The sequence below is a fragment of the Caballeronia sp. M1242 genome, assembly GCF_017220215.1.
In the GTDB taxonomy this organism is placed as follows: Bacteria; Pseudomonadota; Gammaproteobacteria; order Burkholderiales; family Burkholderiaceae; genus Caballeronia.
On the sequence record NZ_CP071129.1, the window covers coordinates 1,262,578 to 1,279,470 of the forward strand.

22 protein-coding genes and 1 tRNA gene are annotated in these 16,893 nt (G+C 64.8%); 16 read left to right on the forward strand and 7 right to left on the reverse strand.

The window, feature by feature from the left end; genetic code table 11:
* The first annotated feature begins 30 nt into the window (after positions 1-30).
* Positions 31-528: a heme-degrading domain-containing protein gene (locus tag JYK05_RS05825; RefSeq protein ID WP_206468071.1), complete on the forward strand. Its 498-nt coding sequence runs from the start codon at positions 31-33 to the stop codon at positions 526-528.
* 46 nt (positions 529-574) lie between these two features.
* Here JYK05_RS05825 and JYK05_RS05830 read toward each other — a convergent pair whose 3' ends face one another.
* The gene (locus tag JYK05_RS05830) at positions 575-892 is read right to left on the reverse strand and encodes a hypothetical protein (protein ID WP_371826416.1); all 318 of its coding nucleotides are present in this window, start codon (positions 890-892) and stop codon (positions 575-577) included.
* 327 nt (positions 893-1,219) lie between these two features.
* Here JYK05_RS05830 and JYK05_RS05835 point away from each other — a divergent pair, with 327 nt between their 5' ends.
* The 6 genes from JYK05_RS05835 to JYK05_RS05860 all read left to right on the forward strand — a co-directional run bounded on the left by JYK05_RS05835 (position 1,220) and on the right by JYK05_RS05860 (position 4,560).
* A complete protein-coding gene (locus tag JYK05_RS05835; RefSeq protein WP_175940208.1) occupies positions 1,220-1,492 on the forward strand; it encodes a hypothetical protein in 273 nt (90 codons plus the stop codon).
* Positions 1,492-1,851, forward strand: a complete 360-nt coding sequence (locus JYK05_RS05840) for a hypothetical protein (protein ID WP_241269885.1) — start codon at positions 1,492-1,494, stop codon at positions 1,849-1,851. The genes JYK05_RS05835 and JYK05_RS05840 overlap by 1 nt, the downstream gene beginning before the upstream one ends.
* 177 nt (positions 1,852-2,028) lie before the next feature.
* The gene (locus JYK05_RS05845) at positions 2,029-2,316 is read left to right on the forward strand and encodes a DUF1488 domain-containing protein (protein ID WP_175940210.1); all 288 of its coding nucleotides are present in this window, start codon (positions 2,029-2,031) and stop codon (positions 2,314-2,316) included.
* A gap of 200 nt (positions 2,317-2,516) precedes the next feature.
* On the forward strand, positions 2,517-2,705 hold the full coding sequence (locus JYK05_RS05850) for a hypothetical protein (RefSeq protein WP_175940211.1): 189 nt from the start codon (positions 2,517-2,519) through the stop codon (positions 2,703-2,705).
* 73 nt (positions 2,706-2,778) lie between these two features.
* Positions 2,779-3,408, forward strand: a complete 630-nt coding sequence (locus tag JYK05_RS05855; RefSeq protein WP_241269855.1) for a TetR/AcrR family transcriptional regulator — start codon at positions 2,779-2,781, stop codon at positions 3,406-3,408.
* A gap of 39 nt (positions 3,409-3,447) precedes the next feature.
* Positions 3,448-4,560, forward strand: a complete 1,113-nt coding sequence (locus tag JYK05_RS05860; RefSeq protein WP_175940212.1) for an enoyl-CoA hydratase/isomerase family protein — start codon at positions 3,448-3,450, stop codon at positions 4,558-4,560.
* Between the two features lie 33 nt (positions 4,561-4,593).
* Here JYK05_RS05860 and JYK05_RS05865 read toward each other — a convergent pair whose 3' ends face one another.
* Both JYK05_RS05865 and JYK05_RS05870 read right to left on the reverse strand, forming a co-directional pair.
* Positions 4,594-5,019: a hypothetical protein gene (locus JYK05_RS05865; RefSeq protein ID WP_206468073.1), complete on the reverse strand. Its 426-nt coding sequence runs from the start codon at positions 5,017-5,019 to the stop codon at positions 4,594-4,596.
* A gap of 93 nt (positions 5,020-5,112) precedes the next feature.
* Complete coding sequence (locus JYK05_RS05870; protein WP_206468074.1) at positions 5,113-5,361, reverse strand: hypothetical protein; 249 nt, start codon at positions 5,359-5,361, stop codon at positions 5,113-5,115.
* A 143-nt stretch (positions 5,362-5,504) separates the two neighbouring features.
* Between JYK05_RS05870 and dusA the strand changes: the two genes are divergently transcribed.
* The 6 genes from dusA to JYK05_RS05900 all read left to right on the forward strand — a co-directional run bounded on the left by dusA (position 5,505) and on the right by JYK05_RS05900 (position 8,224).
* Positions 5,505-6,509, forward strand: a complete 1,005-nt coding sequence (gene dusA, locus JYK05_RS05875) for a tRNA dihydrouridine(20/20a) synthase DusA (protein ID WP_206468075.1) — start codon at positions 5,505-5,507, stop codon at positions 6,507-6,509.
* A 142-nt stretch (positions 6,510-6,651) separates the two neighbouring features.
* Positions 6,652-6,727: transfer RNA gene (locus JYK05_RS05880), tRNA-His, on the forward strand.
* Positions 6,728-6,885: 158 nt separating this feature from the next.
* Positions 6,886-7,188, forward strand: coding sequence for a hypothetical protein (locus tag JYK05_RS05885; RefSeq protein WP_206468076.1), 303 nt, complete (start codon positions 6,886-6,888; stop codon positions 7,186-7,188).
* A 21-nt stretch (positions 7,189-7,209) separates the two neighbouring features.
* Positions 7,210-7,599, forward strand: coding sequence for a DUF5594 family protein (locus tag JYK05_RS05890; protein WP_175940217.1), 390 nt, complete (start codon positions 7,210-7,212; stop codon positions 7,597-7,599).
* Positions 7,600-7,632: 33 nt separating this feature from the next.
* Positions 7,633-7,836, forward strand: coding sequence for a hypothetical protein (locus JYK05_RS05895; RefSeq protein ID WP_175940218.1), 204 nt, complete (start codon positions 7,633-7,635; stop codon positions 7,834-7,836).
* A 28-nt stretch (positions 7,837-7,864) separates the two neighbouring features.
* Positions 7,865-8,224: a hypothetical protein gene (locus JYK05_RS05900; protein WP_175940219.1), complete on the forward strand. Its 360-nt coding sequence runs from the start codon at positions 7,865-7,867 to the stop codon at positions 8,222-8,224.
* Positions 8,225-8,238: 14 nt separating this feature from the next.
* On the opposite strand, the gene JYK05_RS05905 is transcribed toward JYK05_RS05900, so the two are convergent.
* Both JYK05_RS05905 and JYK05_RS05910 read right to left on the reverse strand, forming a co-directional pair.
* A complete protein-coding gene (locus tag JYK05_RS05905; RefSeq protein ID WP_175940220.1) occupies positions 8,239-8,436 on the reverse strand; it encodes a hypothetical protein in 198 nt (65 codons plus the stop codon).
* A gap of 311 nt (positions 8,437-8,747) precedes the next feature.
* Positions 8,748-10,196 (reverse strand): MFS transporter, encoded by a 1,449-nt coding sequence (locus JYK05_RS05910; protein ID WP_206468077.1) that lies wholly within the window; start codon positions 10,194-10,196, stop codon positions 8,748-8,750.
* A gap of 202 nt (positions 10,197-10,398) precedes the next feature.
* Here JYK05_RS05910 and JYK05_RS05915 point away from each other — a divergent pair, with 202 nt between their 5' ends.
* From JYK05_RS05915 to gnd, 3 genes are all read left to right on the forward strand, one after another.
* Positions 10,399-11,451 carry an NADP(H)-dependent aldo-keto reductase gene (locus JYK05_RS05915; protein WP_206468078.1) on the forward strand — a complete coding sequence of 351 codons (1,053 nt, stop codon included), beginning with the start codon at positions 10,399-10,401 and terminating at the stop codon, positions 11,449-11,451.
* Between the two features lie 338 nt (positions 11,452-11,789).
* A complete protein-coding gene (gene tkt, locus JYK05_RS05920) occupies positions 11,790-13,880 on the forward strand; it encodes a transketolase (protein ID WP_206468079.1) in 2,091 nt (696 codons plus the stop codon).
* Positions 13,865-14,866: a phosphogluconate dehydrogenase (NAD(+)-dependent, decarboxylating) gene (gnd, locus tag JYK05_RS05925; protein WP_241269886.1), complete on the forward strand. Its 1,002-nt coding sequence runs from the start codon at positions 13,865-13,867 to the stop codon at positions 14,864-14,866. Before tkt ends, gnd begins: the two co-directional genes overlap by 16 nt.
* Positions 14,867-14,919: 53 nt before the next feature.
* Here gnd and JYK05_RS05930 read toward each other — a convergent pair whose 3' ends face one another.
* Positions 14,920-15,768, reverse strand: a complete 849-nt coding sequence (locus JYK05_RS05930) for an ABC transporter permease (protein ID WP_206468080.1) — start codon at positions 15,766-15,768, stop codon at positions 14,920-14,922.
* Between the two features lie 5 nt (positions 15,769-15,773).
* Entirely contained in the window at positions 15,774-16,727 is a 954-nt protein-coding gene (gene nodI / locus JYK05_RS05935) for a nodulation factor ABC transporter ATP-binding protein NodI (protein WP_175940226.1), read from the reverse strand.
* Positions 16,728-16,893 lie beyond the last annotated feature (166 nt).

Sequence of the window (16,893 nt, forward strand, 5' to 3'; positions counted from 1 at the left end):
AGCCACCACGCTAACGAAGAGGCGCCGCTCATGGACATTCCGCACGACCTGCAAACCATCGCGCATCAGGAAAACACGCTCGTCTTTCCGCAGTTTCACGCCGATCAGGCGTGGCAACTCGGCACGCAATTGCGCGAGATGGCGCTGGCCCGCGATGCTGCCGTGGTGATCGACGTGCGCACCTTCGGTCAGCGGCTCTTCTTCGCCGCGCTCGATGGCACGAGCCCGGACAACGCGCGCTGGGCCGAGCGCAAATCGAAGACGGTCGAGCACTTTCGACGCAGCTCGTATGCCATCGGTCTCACGTTGCAACAGGCGGGCACCACGCTCGCCGACAAGTTCGGCCTCGATCCCGCGCATTTTGCATCGCACGGCGGCAGCTTCCCGATCCGCGTCGCGAGTGCCGGCGTCATCGGATCCGTGACGGTGTCGGGCTTGCCGCAGCGCGGCGATCACCAGATGGTCGTCGAAGCGCTCTGCGCCGTGCTCGGCCATAGCTTCGCGGCACTGTCGCTGGACCATAGCTGAGGGTCCGGCCACGCGGGCGAGCGCGCCTTGTCGTTGCCGGTTGCCTCTACTTGCACCTCACGATCATCGAACGGTTCTTCACGTTCGCCGAGATCACGTTGCTAATTCCGCCGCCGCTCGGCCCGCCTTCCTCATTGTCCTTCGAGACGATGTCATAGCCCGTCGCGCCGCACGCCTTGCCCGCGAGCACATAGCAGCTCGCCCAGCTTGAGCCCGCGTCCGCGCCGCTGCAATTGACGGCATAGCCCGTCTGGCCATCCGGCAAATTGATCAGCGACGCTTCGTTCGACGAAGCGCATGCGCCGAGGCTCGCGACCAGTACGATGGCCGCGCTAATGCTCGCCGCGCGCACTGCTTTCGGCATCGTGCTTGCGCACGCCGGGAGTCGGCGCATCGGCCGATCGTTTCGATTCATCTTTTCCTCGTTGTGTTCGGAGCCGCCGTATTTTGGGATGAGCATTGTCCCATAGCCCGCATGCAGGAAGCCGAGCGCACGGCATGAAGCAGTGCGGGCGCAATGCTTGCGATGCGTGAATCGACGAACTCGCGTCATCGATCACGGCCCGACGAGCCGTGAACTATTTTCCGGGTCGCGCGCCTTATGCTACTGGGGCATCGGTTGGATTTGCCGTCGAACGCATGATGGAGCGCGACCGAACGCATATCCCGGAACACATACGGAGGCAATGGAATGGTCGATAGAGTGACGGGCCCGTATCGAGGCTATTACATCAGCGCATCGGCGCGGCTCGTTCCGACACACGACGCGAAGCCGGGTGAGCCCGGCACGGCGATCTATGTCGGGTCCGTGAGCCTTGCGCAGAACGGACCGGACGAACCGCGTCACTTCGAGGCGCTCGTCGATCTCGGTCCCGAGCAACGCTTCGCCACCGAAGACGAAGCGCTCGCAAGCGTCGAGAAGGCGGCGCGGGATTACATCGACCGACTGCTGCAACCGACGTGATGCGCCCGATCCATCTTCGCCATGCGGTGCTCTACGATATCGCGAACTGCCTCGTCGACCTGTTCCCGATCGGCGCGGACATCATCGAGATCGGGGGCGGAGCCGACGTTGCGCCCGCGCTGTTCGTAAGCTGGCGCACGGGCGGGGTGGCGAATCATGCGGGCAATATCGGCTGGGGCGTGCATTACCGCTTCGACGCGCGAGTGCTGCGCGACTATCCGCCTTTGTCGGATGAAGCGCGGCAGCGCGTCTGCGAGCGCGTGCGCGACATGACGCGTTCGCTTGATTTCAATTACACAGACCCGCTCGCGAGCTCGCTGCTCGTCGTCGACGTGAACGAAGACGTGCTCGATCCTTGAGGTGTCTGCGCGTCGCGCCGCTGGACCCCGCGGCGCGAGCGCGAGTACCATAGACCGCGAATCGATTCACGCGCACGCCAGCCAAGCGGTCCCCGCGTACCGAACCGAGTGCGTCAACCTCACCGCGTGCGGGTGCGAGCACCACCTGCCGTCCGCCGCCCGATCCACGAGAGTCTCATGAACATTCGTTTTCTTTCCGACGCGCCCGATTATCGCGATTCCAATCTCACGATCGAATTCGCTGCGCTCGTCGATGGCCGACGCGTGCCATGCGCGATTTCCGTCGAAGCGCTCGAAGACCACTTTGGCGCAAAGACTTTCGACAGCGCCGGCTGGATCGATGCATTCGATGCCGGCCGCGCCCGCATCGAAGCGGTGGCGCGCGAACATTTGCAGGTCACTCAGGGCATGCCGGTGCTGCTGAAAAGCGGCCACTTTCCGCCGGGGCGCGTGATCGTCGACTAGCGGCTGCACGTGTAACGGCTTGAAGCGTCTGATCGACCATTTAGCCGCGCCTGAAAGGGCCGCGCACGCTTTCCCGCGGCGCAGCAACGGAGTAAGATCCTGTCATTCTGCCGCTTGCGATGCGATTCGCTCGGCATGTCACTTGCTCATCAGCCTTTGCATGAGTTGAGCAGCCATTATAAAAATCGCGCGGGGTCGTCATGTTTCATTCCTTTCTTCACGCGCTCGTCGAGTCCAATGCACTGTGGCTCATCTGGGCGGCGGTCGGTGTCCTGATTCTGGGCTTTTGCATCGTGTTTTCGTCGGTCGTGCTCGGCGACTCGGAGGAGCCGCTGTATCGCGCGGCATCGGGATCTCGCCGCGACGACGACGGTCCGATGATCGTCTGACCGTCTCCGGTCCGCGAGTCCGCCAGTACGCGGCTCGTCTTCGAAAGCGGCATCAAAACGGGCGGAGCCGACCATGCCTCGTATGAGTGTCGACGACGCGCCCACGCGCCAGTCACGACATAAGAAGCAGCAGCGCGACGCGCTGCGCGAGCGCATACTCGAAGTCTCGCGCGGCATTGTCAAAAGGGAAGGGCTCGCGTCGCTCTCGATGCGCAAGCTCGCGGAGGCGATCGATTACTCGCCCGCCGCGCTGTATCTGCATTTTCGGAATCGCGGGGAAATCGAGCGGGCGTTGCGCGAAGAAGGGCATGCGCAACTGCGGGCGGCTTTCGAGCCGCACGCGAGCATCGCCGATGCCGCCGCGCGCCTGAGAGCGTTGGGCCTCGCCTATGTGCAGTTCGGGCTCGACGAGCCGGAAACGTACCGCCTGATGTTCATGGACCATGCGAACGCCAACAGCGCAAACGTGTCGGACGACAGCGCCGCCATGCTTTCGCTGATAGCGGACGCGTTCCTTGAACTTCAGGCAGCGAACCGGCTCGTAAGACTGCCGTCCGGCGCGGCTGCGGCTGCCTGCGCGCAGGCTTTCTGGGCGAACCTGCATGGCATCACCGCGCTACAATTGAACGGCGCGGCAAGCGCCGACGTCGCGGCGAGAGAACTCGTCGAGTTGTCGCTCGATGCGTGGCTCGCCGCCTGCTGAGTGAAGTGACCGTACGAACCGTTTCGACTTCTCGACACGATGACCACCGAAGACATTCGTATTGACACCGCTAACGGCATCGGCTTCATTGCGCTCGACCGCCCGAAAGCGTTGAACGCGCTGACGCCCTCCATGCTGCACGCCATCGGCGAGGCGTTGCGCGCCTGGCGTCACGATCAGGCGATTCGCGCCGTAATCGTCTACAGCCCGCACGTGCGCGCGTTTTGCGCCGGCGGCGACATCCGTTTTCTCTATGAAGCGGCGAAGGCCGGCGACCGCGATTCGATCGACGCCTTTTTCACGGAAGAATACAAGCTCAATCACGCCATTTTCACGTTCCCGAAGCCGTATATCGCCGTGGTGAACGGCGTCGTGATGGGCGGCGGAATGGGCATCTCGCAAGGCGCGCATCATACCGGCGGACTGCGTATCGTCACGCAATCCACGAAAATGGCCATGCCGGAAACGCGCATCGGTCTCTTTCCGGATGTCGGCGTGAGCTGGTTCCTCGCCCGCGCGCCCGGCGCGATCGGCCGCTATCTCGCCGCCACCGGCGCGAGCATCGGCCCGGCAGATGCGCTCTATGCCCGCCTGGCCGACGCGTATCTCGACGACGGCGCGCTGCCCGGCCTGATCGAATCGCTGCGTCATCAGCGTTTTCTGGATGGCGTCGCGATCGTGCGCTTTGTCGAGAGCGAGACTACGAAGTACAAGGTGTCGCCGATTCCGGATACGAGCGCGCTCGCCGAGGCGCGTACGCTCATCGACAAGCATTTCGCGGCCGGCAACGGCGCGGCCATTCTCGCTTCGCTGGAGCGGGACGCGGAGGCATCCGGCAACGAATGGCTGCACGCCACGGCGGCCGCATTGCGCGAGCGCTCGCCGCTCTCCGTCGATGTGTCGCTTCAGCAGGTCGACCGCGCGCGCTTCTCGACGATGGCCGAAACGCTGCGCCGCGATCTCGATCTCACGCGCTCGGTCTTCGAGCGGGGCGACGTGCTGGAAGGCATCCGGGCGCGCATCGTCGACAAGGACAACCAGCCGCAATGGAAAGTGGCGCGCGCAGAAGACGTGCGGCCCGATGACGTCGAGCGCATGTTCGACAGCGCCTGGACGCCGGCGACGCATCCGCTGCGGTCGTTGAAGGACTGATGGAAGCGGCCGCTTGGCCGCTTGTGTTTGCGTTCAGGCGGTCTCGCTACCCGCCATGAAAGCGCGCATGAAAACCAGCGCGCCCCAGCCCCAGATAGCGTTCGCAATGAAGCCCGGCGCGAGGCGCGGCAGCATGTTGCCGCTCGGCCAGATGCCGCGCGCCGGATCGATCACGAACGCGCTGACCGCCGTCAGCACGATGCCGCCGAACACGAGCGCACCGATCCACGGCGCGCGGTGTTCCGGCGCGACGCGCAACAGCCACGCCATCAATACGCCGAACACGGCGCTCCACAACGCATTGGCGATGAACTCCGGAATGCCGGGCGGCAGGAACGGCGCCGTCGAAAAGCCGGCGGCGTCGATCATTCCGGCTGCATGCAGCAGCGCGAGCGTCGATTCGCGAAAAAAGAGTGCGGCGAGAAAACCGGAGACGAACGGCAGAATGAGTTTTTGCATTGGCTGGACCGCTGGCAGGCGAGAACGCGGTTCGCGCGAAAATCGGGACGAGCGCCATTATAGGGGCGCGCGCTCGCCAGCCGGAGCCGATGCCTACTTCGCGATGGCGTCGCTCGCGGGACTGTGATGCAGCATGCGGTCGCTGTTGGGCGGCGGCGCGGGGCGCTTGACCGGCATGTTGTCGGGATTGTCGGGACGCGCAGCGCTCGTTGCCGGTGAACCTGGCGCGCTGGGCGGCTTGACCATGGACGCGCCTTCGTCCGGTCCCGGTCGCGCGGTTTGCGCCTGTGCGGCGAACGCCGCGCACAGCAGCGCAGCGGCCGCGATCGATTTGCTTTTCATGTCAGTCTCCGCGAGGCTCGACGCACGCGGGCGTCGCATGTTCGGTGTGACAGCGGGCGCGGGGAAAGATTCGGGATGCGCGCCGAGAACCGCTCATTGCGCGCTGCGGTAAAATCGCGGATTAGCTGAAACAGACGTCTGCCATGTCCGCCGCTTCGAAAACCAGTCCCCGCCGCGTGTCCGTCGCTCCCATGATGGACTGGACCGATCGCCATTGCCGCTCGCTGCATCGTATGGTGTCGCATCACGCGTGGCTTTACACCGAAATGGTCACGACGGGCGCGCTGCTATACGGCGATGTCGCGCGTCATCTCGCGTTCACGCCGGCCGAGTCGCCCGTCGCGCTGCAACTGGGAGGCAGCGAACCGGCCGATCTCGCCAAGAGCGCGAAACTCGGCGAACAGTGGGGCTACGACGAGATCAACCTGAACTGCGGCTGCCCGTCGGAGCGCGTGCAGCGGGGCGCATTCGGCGCATGCCTGATGAAGGAGCCGGAACTCGTCGCGGACTGCGTGAAGGCGATGCGCGACGCGGTGTCGATTCCGGTGACGGTCAAACATCGCATCGGCGTCGATGCGGTCGAGGACTACGCGTTCGTGCGCGATTTCGTCGGCACGGTGGCGCAGGCGGGCTGCGACGTTTTCATCGTCCATGCGCGCAATGCGATCCTGAAGGGCCTGAGCCCGAAGGAGAACCGCGAGATTCCGCCGCTCAAGTACGACTACGCGTACCGGTTGAAGCGCGACTTCCCGCATCTCGAGATCTCGATCAACGGCGGCATCACGACGCTCGACGAAGTGGAGGAGCACCTGAAGCATGTCGATGGCGTCATGCTCGGGCGCGAGGCGTACCACAATCCTTACGTGCTGGCGGGCGTCGATACGCGGTTTTACGGCGCGACGACGCCGGTGCCGACGCGCGAGGAAATCGAAGGCCAGTTGATCGACTACGCGCGCGCCGAACTCGCGCGCGGCACGTATCTCGGCGCGGTGACGCGCCATGCGCTGGGGCTATATCGCGGCGTCGCGGGTGCGCGCGGATGGCGGCGCACGCTGTCGGACAGCCGCCGGCTTCCGAAGGGCGATCTGAGCATCTTCGACGAGGCGCGCACTTACTTGCGCGAAGCGGCGGAAGCGGTCGAGTCGTGACAGTACGCGTCGATCGTAAAAGAATGCTCAAGAGGACTAGGCAAGCAAATACTTTGTTCGTATAATCTCGCTTCTCGATTGGCAGGCAATCTTGCAAATACGAGAAGTAGTAAGCGAAGTAGCAAATCAGCAGTTGTCAGCGGTGGCTGTAGCTCAGTTGGTAGAGTCCAGGATTGTGATTCCTGTCGTCGTGGGTTCGAGTCCCATCAGCCACCCCAAAGAATTCATACGAAAAGCCCGGTCATCGCGACCGGGCTTTCTGCTTTTTGCTTTCTGCTTTTTGCTTTTCCGCCGCTAAACACAGCCCCCGCACCGCGCCCGCACCGTGCTAGCATCAACGCACCACCACCCCGAACGAACGACCACGGAGACAGCTATGGCTACTTTGGCGATCGACGGCGTGCGTTGGGTCAACGACCGCGTGACCAATGTGCGCTGGGGCAGCTTCGATTCCGCGACGAACGACTGGACGGCGCCTACCGCCATCGTCGACGTCCATCAAGTCGTGGACGCCATCAAAAGCGGCAAGGAAGTGCGCACGCTCTTCAGGCTAGGCGGCCGCACGTTTCTCGGACCCAAAGTCACCGCATTGCCGTACTCGAACGGCCACGTGGGCATCGAGGCGCGCGTGCAGGAAGGGCAGATCGAGAAATCGCTCGAAGACTTGCCGCACGTCTGAATCTGGCTTGAGAGGAAGGCGTTGAATCGCGAACAGGCGCACAGGTTCGAAACCGAAATCATGCCGCGCATTGCCGAGGGCGTGGCCCGCGTGGTCGATGCGAAATTGCGCGTCGAAATCGTAGCCGGCGGCAATCCGCGCGAGCCGGCGCGGCTGCGCGTGAGCACGCCGCCGTCGGACGATGGCGCGCGCTCGCGGCGTTATCCGTTCGACATGAACGTCTTCCTGACGTGGGACAACGAAGAAATCGAGCGATTGCTGCGTCCCGGCGGCGAAGCACGTTTGCAGCGTTATCTCGACGCGCTCGGCGACAAGCTGCGCGCATGGCAGGACGCCCGCGAAGTGGATGTACCGACGCGCTCGCAGGCGGAGCCGTCGGTGCTGCTCGGCGGGCTGGACTTCGAGGCGTGAGTGTCTATCGCTTGGACGATCGTGGAGGATCAGATGGCATCGTCGAATGAAGGCAAGCTGCGTGCATTCGTGCAGACGGCGGAACAGGGCGGCGGGTTCGTGTGGGTCATCACGCTCGTCGATTTCGCGGCGGGCGAGGTCAAGCGCGCGTTGGTGTCCGAAGACAACTTCGCCACGGCCGACGCCGCGCGCGATGCCGGCAACGATCGCCTGAAGGCGATGTCAAGCGACCGCTAGGCGCTTCTTAAGCGGCGCGCGAGCGGATATGGCCGAGCATCAGAAAGAAGGCGCGGACGAAGCGAGAGAGGCGCGGTTTCGTAGCTACGAAGCGGCCGGCGAAGCGTCGATACGCGCGCAACTCGACGCGGCGCCCTCCGCCGACCCCGAAGCGGCGCACAAGCGCGCATGGCTGCACGCGAAGGACACCGCGCGTCAGGACGAACAGTTCCGGGCGATGTTCGCGTCGGTGTCGTCGGCCAACGACGCGGCGCAACTCGCTCGCGAATCCGCGGAGGCATCGCGCCGGTCGGCGTTCTGGACGATGATCGCGGCGCTCGCGGCGACGGCCGGCGTAATCGTCAATGCGGCGATTGCGCTCGGCTGGCTGGATTCACTCAGACGCTAGGGGTGAGGCGAAGCCTAGATCGTCCACCACGCGCGGACGGTCGGCTCGCCGTCGAGCGCGCGCAGGAAGTCGTCGGCGAAGGCGTCGCTGGCGACTTGCCATTCGGGCGTGCCGGTCGGCAGGTCGTCCGGATTCTTCAGCCCGCGCGCATGGCGGATCACGGCGACGGCTTCGCTCAACGCGGCGAGAGATTCGAGACTTTGCAGGTTCATACGCGGGTTTACGGCGCGAGCGCGCAAACCTTTAACCTGGTCCGATCTTGCAAGCCTGTGGAACCGGGCGACCTTTCCGAGGCGCCAAGCCAGCAGCCGTTCCGAACCCTGGAACTGTGGGCAGTCTTGAAAGCGTCTCAAACCTTCCGAGCCTTTGGTGCCTGGCGACCTTTTTAGAGCTTCGAACCAGCGGCCGTTCCGAACCTCTGAACCGTTCTGAGTCTTGTAAGCGTCCCCGCCCGTGCGAGCCTTGCAGGACACCACCAACGCTTCCAGTTCGGCAACGCTCGCATTGCGCGCCTCTCACGCGTCTAACGCTCCGTAGCCTTCCCTTTGACATGCCCCGAAACCAGCGCGCCGGCATCCTTGGGAAGACGCCACAGATCGATCACACCCAGCGCCCCGATCAACGCCACGATCAGGAACGCCACGCCGAAATCTTCCGGACCGATGGAGTGCGCGTCATGCCCGTGCAACCATTCGCCGATGCGCAGCGCGATGGCGCCGGCCGCGACGCCCACGCCCATCGACATCTGAAACAGCGTGCTGGATAGCGCGGAGGCGCCGCTCATCTGCGTCTTCGGCACGTCGGCGAAGCTGAGCGTATTGAGCGCGGTGAATTGGAGCGAGCGCGACAGGCCGCTCACGAACAAGACGACGACGATGACGAGCGTGGGCGTCGAAGGCGCGAGCAGGCTCATCGCGGCAAGCGAGAGCGCGGCGATGAGCCCGTTGACCACCAGCACCGGCCTGAAGCCGAAGCGCCGCATGACGGGCGTGGTGACGAGTTTCATCGCCAGATTGCCGGCGAAGACGGAGAGCGTGAGCAGTCCCGACATGAACGCGTTCATGCCGAAGCCGACCTGAAACATCAGCGGCAAGAGGAACGGCGCGGCGCTGATCGCGATTCGAAAGAGCGACCCGCCGCCCATCGCCACGGCGAAGGTGTGCACCTTCAGCGCCGACAAATCGACCACCGGCTGCGTCGCCCGCATCAGATATCGCCACGACGCGATCCCCGCCGCCGCGCCCACTGCGACGAGCGCGCCGATTATGCTCCACGACGCGTCGTTGCGCCCGATCAGTTCCATCGCGTAAAGAAGCGTCGTGCAGGCGACGCCGCACAGCACGAAGCCCGCGAAATCGAAGCGGCGGTTTGCGTCTTCGCGCACGTTGTCGATATGGCGCAGCGTCAGCAGCAAGCCGATCAGACCGAGCGGCACGTTCAGATAGAAGATCCAGCGCCACGACGAATACGTGGTGATGAAGCCGCCGAGCGGCGGTCCGATCACCGGCGCGACGAGCCCCGGCCACGTGATGATGGCGATCGCGCGCATCAGTCCGTCCTTCGGCGTGGCGCGCAGCACGGCCAGGCGGCCGACCGGCACCATCATCGCGCCGCCGATGCCTTGCAGCACGCGCGCCGCGGCGAACGCCGGCAACGTGGACGTCGCGCCGCACAGCACGGAGGCCGCAGTGAACACCGCGATCGCGCTGCCGAACACCGTGCGCAGCCCGAAGCGGTCGGCCGCCCAGCCGCTGATCGGAATGAAGACGGCGAGCGTCAGAAGATACGCGGTGATGCCGAGGCTCATGTCGGCCGGATGCACGCCGAACGAGTGCGCCATCTGCGGCATGGCGGTCGCGATGATCGTGCCGTCCAGGTTCTCCATGAAGAAAGTCGCGGCGACGAGAGAAACGATCAGCGACGAACCGGGCTTCGCTTCGTCGGACTGGCTGGGCGTCGTGGAGGATGACATCGGCTGCGTGGTTGGTCGTTGGAAGACGTTATCGGTAAGCCACATCAAGCGAACTGCAAGCTCCGGAACCGGTTTCGCTGCATCGCTAAGCCTTGCATTCTATCGGCGGAGCAGACCTCGCGCGCCTATGGTAGTTTCTGCGCTTGTCGGCAATGCCGCCGTGGAACCGCGCCAGCAGGCGTCAACAAAAAGGAACGAAGCGATGAAGTATCGGAAACTGGGCGATTCGGGCGTAGACGTGAGCCTCATCGGGCTCGGCACCATGACCTGGGGCGAGCAGAACACCGAGAGCGAGGCGCACGAGCAAATCGACTATGCGCTTGCGCAAGGCGTGAACCTGATCGACGCCGCCGAAATGTACCCGGTCCCGCCGCGCCCCGAGACGCAGGGCCGCACCGAGGAATACATCGGCACGTGGCTCGCGAAGAACGCGGGCAAACGCGGCGATATCGTGCTCGCGACCAAAATTGCCGGGCCCGCGCGCCAGCCGCATAATCCGCGTCACATTCGCGGCGCGGGCAACCAGTTCGACCGCGAGAACATCAACGAGGCGATCGACAGCAGCCTCAAGCGCCTGCAGACGGATTACGTCGACCTGTACCAGCTGCATTGGCCGGACCGCAGCACGATGACCTTCGGCCGTTCGGCGTATCCGTACATCGACGACGAATACACGGTGCCGATCGAAGAAACGCTCGCCGCGCTCGGCGATCTCGTCAAGGCAGGAAAGATTCGCTATGTCGGCGTGTCGAACGAAACGCCGTGGGGGGTGTCGCAGTTTCTGCGCGCAGCGGAGAAGGCCGGGCTGCCGCGCATCGTCAGCATTCAGAATCCGTACAGTCTCGTGAATCGTACCTACGAGTTGGGCTTGTCCGAATTCACGCACAAGGAAGGCATCGGTCTGCTCGCGTATTCGCCGCTCGCCTTCGGCTGGCTCTCGGGCAAGTACGAGGGCGGGGCGCGTCCGGCCGGCGCGCGCATCACGCTCTTCGAGCGGTTCCAGCGTTACAGCAAGCCGCAAGCGATCGCCGCGACGTCGTCTTACGTCGAACTGGCGAAGCGCCACGGTCTGAGCCCGACGCAGCTCGCGCTCGCGTTCGTCAACACGCGGCCGTTCACGACGAGCACGCTCATCGGCGCGACGTCGATGGCGCAGTTGCAGGAGAATATCGCGAGCGTGGACATCGAACTGTCCGACGAGATTCTGGCCGAGATCGAGGCGCTGCACGAGCGCCAGCCAAATCCCGCGCCGTGAGTCGGGCTATGAATCATAGGCATGATTCGGGCCGCCGCGCCGCGAATGTGTCAGCATTGATGTTCAAGCACTTTCGCGGCTCAGAAGCCGCATGCACTATCCGGGCGGTGCGCCTTCGTTGCATCGCGTCGCCCGGCTGAAACACCGAACGCGCATTCGAACACCGCGCGTTCGCGTCCTGCCGAAAGCCGCCGCGCCAGCATGAAACGGCTGCGCGCGGCCGCTCGCACCCGGGCGCGGTGCCTTTTAGCAAGGCACTGCGCTTGCTCGATGGTCCTGGTTGCCGCTGAGGCGCCCGTCGTGCCTCAGCGCGCTCTTCGCGAAAGGAGTCGTCGCTCATGTCTCAAGCAACGCCGCAGTCCCAAGATCTGGATCGCCTCACGATCGACACGATCCGCACGCTGTCGATGGACGCCGTGCAGAAGGCCAATTCCGGCCACCCCGGCACGCCGATGGCGCTCGCCCCCGTCGCGTTCCATCTCTGGCAATACCATCTGCGCTACGACCCCGACGCGCCGCTCTGGCCGAACCGCGACCGCTTCGTGCTGTCGGTCGGGCACGCGTCGATGCTGCTGTATTCGCTGCTGCACCTCGCAGGCGTCAAGGAAGTGGACGAAAGCGGCAAGCCGACCGGCAACCCGGCCGTGTCGCTCGACGATATCAAGCACTTCCGCCAGCTCGACAGCAAGACGCCCGGCCACCCGGAGTTCCGGATGACGGCCGGCGTCGAAACCACGACCGGGCCGCTCGGCCAGGGCCTCGGCAACAGCGTCGGCATGGCGATGGCCGCGCGCTGGAAGGAAGCGCACTTCAACAAGTCGGGCGCGCCGCTTTTCGATTACCGCGTGTACGCGCTATGCGGCGACGGCGACATGATGGAAGGCATCTCGCACGAGGCGGCATCGCTCGCCGGGCATCTGAAGCTGTCCAACCTCATCTGGATTTACGACAGCAACCGCGTGACGATCGAAGGCCACACGGACCTCGCATACAGCGACGACGTGGAATCGCGCTTTCGCGGCTACAACTGGAACACGCTGCACGTCGACGACGCCAACGACGCAAACGCGCTCGAAGCCGCGCTGAAGGAAGCGGAGGCGACGACCGACAAGCCGACGCTGATCGTCGTGAAGAGCATCATCGGCTGGGGCGCGCCGAACAAGCAGGACACGGCGGCGGCGCACGGCGAGGCGCTCGGCGACGAGGAAATCAAGCTCGCGAAGAAGTTCTACGGCTGGCCGGAAGATGCGCAGTTCCTCGTGCCCGACGGCGTCATGCAGCACTTCGCCGAAGGCATGGGCGCGCGCGGCAAGGCGGCGCATGCGGAGTGGAAGCAACGCTTCGACGACTACGAGAAGCAGAACCCGGATCTGGCGAAACAACTGTGGCAGATGCTCGAATCCAAGCTGCCCGATGACTGGGACGCCGACATCCCGACGTTCGAGGCGGACGCGAAGGGCATGGCGACGCGCGAATCGTCGGGCAAGGTGCTCAACGCCATCGCGAAGCGCATCCCGTGGATGATCGGCGGCGCGGCGGACCTCGCGCCATCGACGAAGACGAATCTCAAGTTCGAAGGCGCGGGCAGTTTCGAGCATGACAACTACGCCGGGCGCAACCTGCACTTCGGCATTCGCGAGCACGGCATGGGCTCGGTCGCCAACGGGCTCGCGCTCTCGAACATGCGGCCGTTCGCGTCCACGTTCCTGATTTTCAGCGACTACATGAAGCCGCCGATCCGGCTCTCCGCGATCATGGAAGTGCCGGTGATCTACGTGTTCACGCACGATTCCATCGGCGTGGGCGAGGACGGCCCGACGCATCAGCCGATCGAGCAACTGGCTTCGCTGCGCGGCGTGCCGGGACTCTGCACGCTGCGTCCGGCTGATGCCAACGAAGTGAGCGAGGCGTGGCGCGTGGCGCTGTCGTTCTCGAAGGAGCCGTCGTGCATCGTCGTCACGCGCCAGCCGCTGCCGACATTCGACCGCACGAAGTTCGGGTCGGCTGAAGGCGTGCGGCGCGGAGCCTACGTGCTCGCCGATGCCGAGGGCGGCAAGAAGCCCGAAGTGCTGCTGCTCGCGACCGGCAGTGAAGTGTCGCTGTGCGTCGAAGCATGGGAGAAGCTCACGAGCGAGGGGATCGCGGCGCGTGTCGTGTCCATGCCGTCGTGGGACATCTTCGAGAAGCAGGACGACGAATACAAGGACTCGGTGCTGCCGCCGGACGTGCACGCGCGCGTGGCCGTCGAGCAGGCCGCGACGCTCGGCTGGGATCGCTACGTGGGGCGCTTCGGCGCGACGATCGTGATGCACACGTTCGGCGCGTCCGCGCCGCTGAAGGCGCTGAAGACGAAGTTCGGCTTCACGCTCGAAGGCGTCTACGAAGCGGCGAAGAAGCAGATCGAGCGCGTCAAATCGGCCGGGGAGTGATCGACATGCAGATCGGCATCGTAGGGCTAGGGCGCATGGGCGGCAACATCGGCCGCCGCCTGATGCGCGACGGACACGAATGCGTCGTGTACGACCACAATCCGCAAGCCACCGACGCGCTCGCGAGCGAAGGCGCGACCGGCTCGAACGATCTCGGCGATCTCGTGGCGAAGCTCGCCGCGCCGCGCGTGATCTGGCTGATGCTGCCGGCCGGCAAGATCACCGAGGACACGCTTTCGGACCTGCACAGGATCCTGCAAGCGGACGATGTGGTGATCGACGGCGGCAACAGCTTCTACAAGGACGACATTCGACGCGCCGCGCAGTTCAGGGAGCAGGGCGTGCATTATGTCGATGTCGGCACGTCGGGCGGCATCTGGGGACTGGAGCGCGGCTACTGCATGATGATCGGCGGCGACGAGGCCGTCGTGAGCCGGCTCGATCCGATCTTCGCGACGCTCGCGCCGGGACGCGGCGACATTCCCGCGACGCCGGGCCGCGAAGGACGCGATCCGCGCGTCGAGAACGGCTACATGTATTGCGGGCCGGTCGGGTCGGGGCACTTCGTGAAGATGGTGCACAACGGCATCGAGTACGGGCTAATGCAGGCGTATGCGGAAGGCTTCCACATTCTGAAGCACAAGGAATCGACGGACCTTCCGGAGAACGAGCGCTATTCGCTCGACCTCGCGGATATCGCGGAAGTGTGGCGGCGCGGCAGCGTCGTGTCGTCGTGGCTGCTGGACCTGACGGCGGGCGCGCTCGCGAGCGACGGCGGGCTGGAACACTTCTCGACCATCGTGGCGGACAGCGGCGAAGGGCGCTGGACGATCGAGGCGGCCATCGAGGAAGCTGTGCCCGCGCAGGTGCTCTCGGCGGCGTTGTACACGCGCTTCCGGTCGCGCGACGCCGATCTGTTCCCCGAGCGCATGCTCTCCGCGATGCGCTTCGGCTTCGGCGGCCACAAGGAGTTTCCGGCGAAGTGACGCGCTGAGCGCTCGTTAGACGGCGATGGACCGCGACGGTCCATCGCCGTTTTTCATTTCATCATGCGACGGCGGAAAAGCCACGCGCAGACGAAGAACGGCAGCACGGCATAAGCGGCCAGCACGCCTGCGTGCAGCGCGAAACCGTCGAGCGGGCGGCCGAGCATCGCGGGGCGAATCAGTTCGACGGAGTGCACGAGCGGCAGCGCCTGCGTCACATGTTGCGCGAGCGCGGGCAGTTGCGCGACCGGAAAGAACACGCCGGAGAGCAGCAGCATCGGCGTGAGCGCGAGCGTCTGATAGAACATGAAGAAGTCGTAGCTCGGCGCGATGGCCGTGACGATCATCGCGGTGCTCGCGAACGCCAGCCCGGTCAACACGATAACGGGCAGCGCCAGCAGCATCGACGGAAAACTCGCGTAGCCGAGCGCGCCCGCGACCAGCATGATCGCGACGCCCGAGAGCACCGACTTGCTCGCGGCCCAGACCACTTCGCCGAGCACGATATCGCCGAGCGTGAGCGGCGTGTGCATGATCGCTTCCCACGTGCGCTGCACATGCATGCGGGAGAAGCCGGAGTACATCGCCTCGAAGCTCGCGGACATCATCACGCTGGAGGCCACCGTGCCCGCGGCGAGAAACGCAATATACGACACGCCCTCGACATGACCGACCATCAGCCCGAGACCGAGTCCGAGGCCGAACAGATAGATCATCGGGTCGGCGAGGTTGCCGATCATCGAGGCGACCGCGAGCTTTTTCCAGACGAGGTAATTGCGCCGCCAGACCGACATCCAGTGCGTTGCGTTCGCGGGCAGCGCGTTGGTGAGCGGCGCGGCGTCGCGCGGGTGCGTCTCACTGGGCTTTTTGCTGGCGACGCGCGGTTGATCGAAGGTTTCCATCGCGTTTAATCCACCATTTCACGCCCGGTCAGGCGTAAGAAAACATCTTCCAGATTCGCCGGACGATGCAGATAGCGCACGCCCTCGCGCCCCTTGACGCGCGCGTGAACGGCTTGCGGATCGTCGACGTAGCAAAAAAGCGTCTCGCCGCTCACTTCCATGCGCTCGACGAGCGGTTGCAGTTCGGCGGCCAGCGCCTGCGGGTCGGGGCCGTAGATCTCGATCACGTCCGAGCCGATCACCGACGCGATCAGGTCGCGCGGACGGCCTTCGGCAATCTTCCGGCCTTCTTCGATTACGCAGACGCGGTCGCACAGGCGCTCGGCTTCCTCCATGAAATGCGTGGTGAGCAGCATGGTCTTGCCGCGCGCCAGCAGCGAGCGCAGACGTTCCCAGATGAGATGGCGGGCCTGAGGATCGAGACCGGTGGTCGGTTCGTCCATGATCAGCACGTCGGGATCGTTGACGAGGGCGCGCGCCAAGGTCAGCCGCCGCTTCATGCCGCCGGACAATTCGCCGACGCGCGCATCCGCCTTGTTTTCGAGCCGCGCGAATTCGAGCAGCGACGGCACGAGCGCGTCCATGCGCGCGCCCGCAATGCCGAAGTAGCGGCCGAAGACGACGAGGTTCTCGCGTACGCTGAAGTCGGGATCGAGATTGTCGAACTGCGGCACGACGCCGACGCGTTCGCGGGCGAAACGCGCGCGCGACGGCACCGGTTCGCCGACGAGCCGAATGTTTCCGTGATCGGGCGACGTCATGCCGAGCAGCATCCTGAGCGTTGTCGTCTTGCCCGCGCCGTTCGGCCCGAGCAGGCCGAAGCATTCGCCGGGACGCACGTCGAACGAGAGGCCGTCGACGACGTTCTTCGCGCCGTAGCTTTTTATGACTTCGCTGAATTCGATGGCGGGCGCGACGGCCGCTTCGGGGGCGTGCTCGCGCGTGGTGCGCTGTGTCATGCGTTTTGTGCCGGGGAAAGTTCAGCGAGCTAGTGTAATCGAATGCACCGGCGCGGCGCTTGCGCGGGCAGAAGCGGTGCGCCGGGCGAGTCGTGCGAGCATGCCGAAAGCCGCGAAGCCTTGTGCGACGGGCTTCGTCGCAATCTGGCACGCGGCCAGCTTGTCA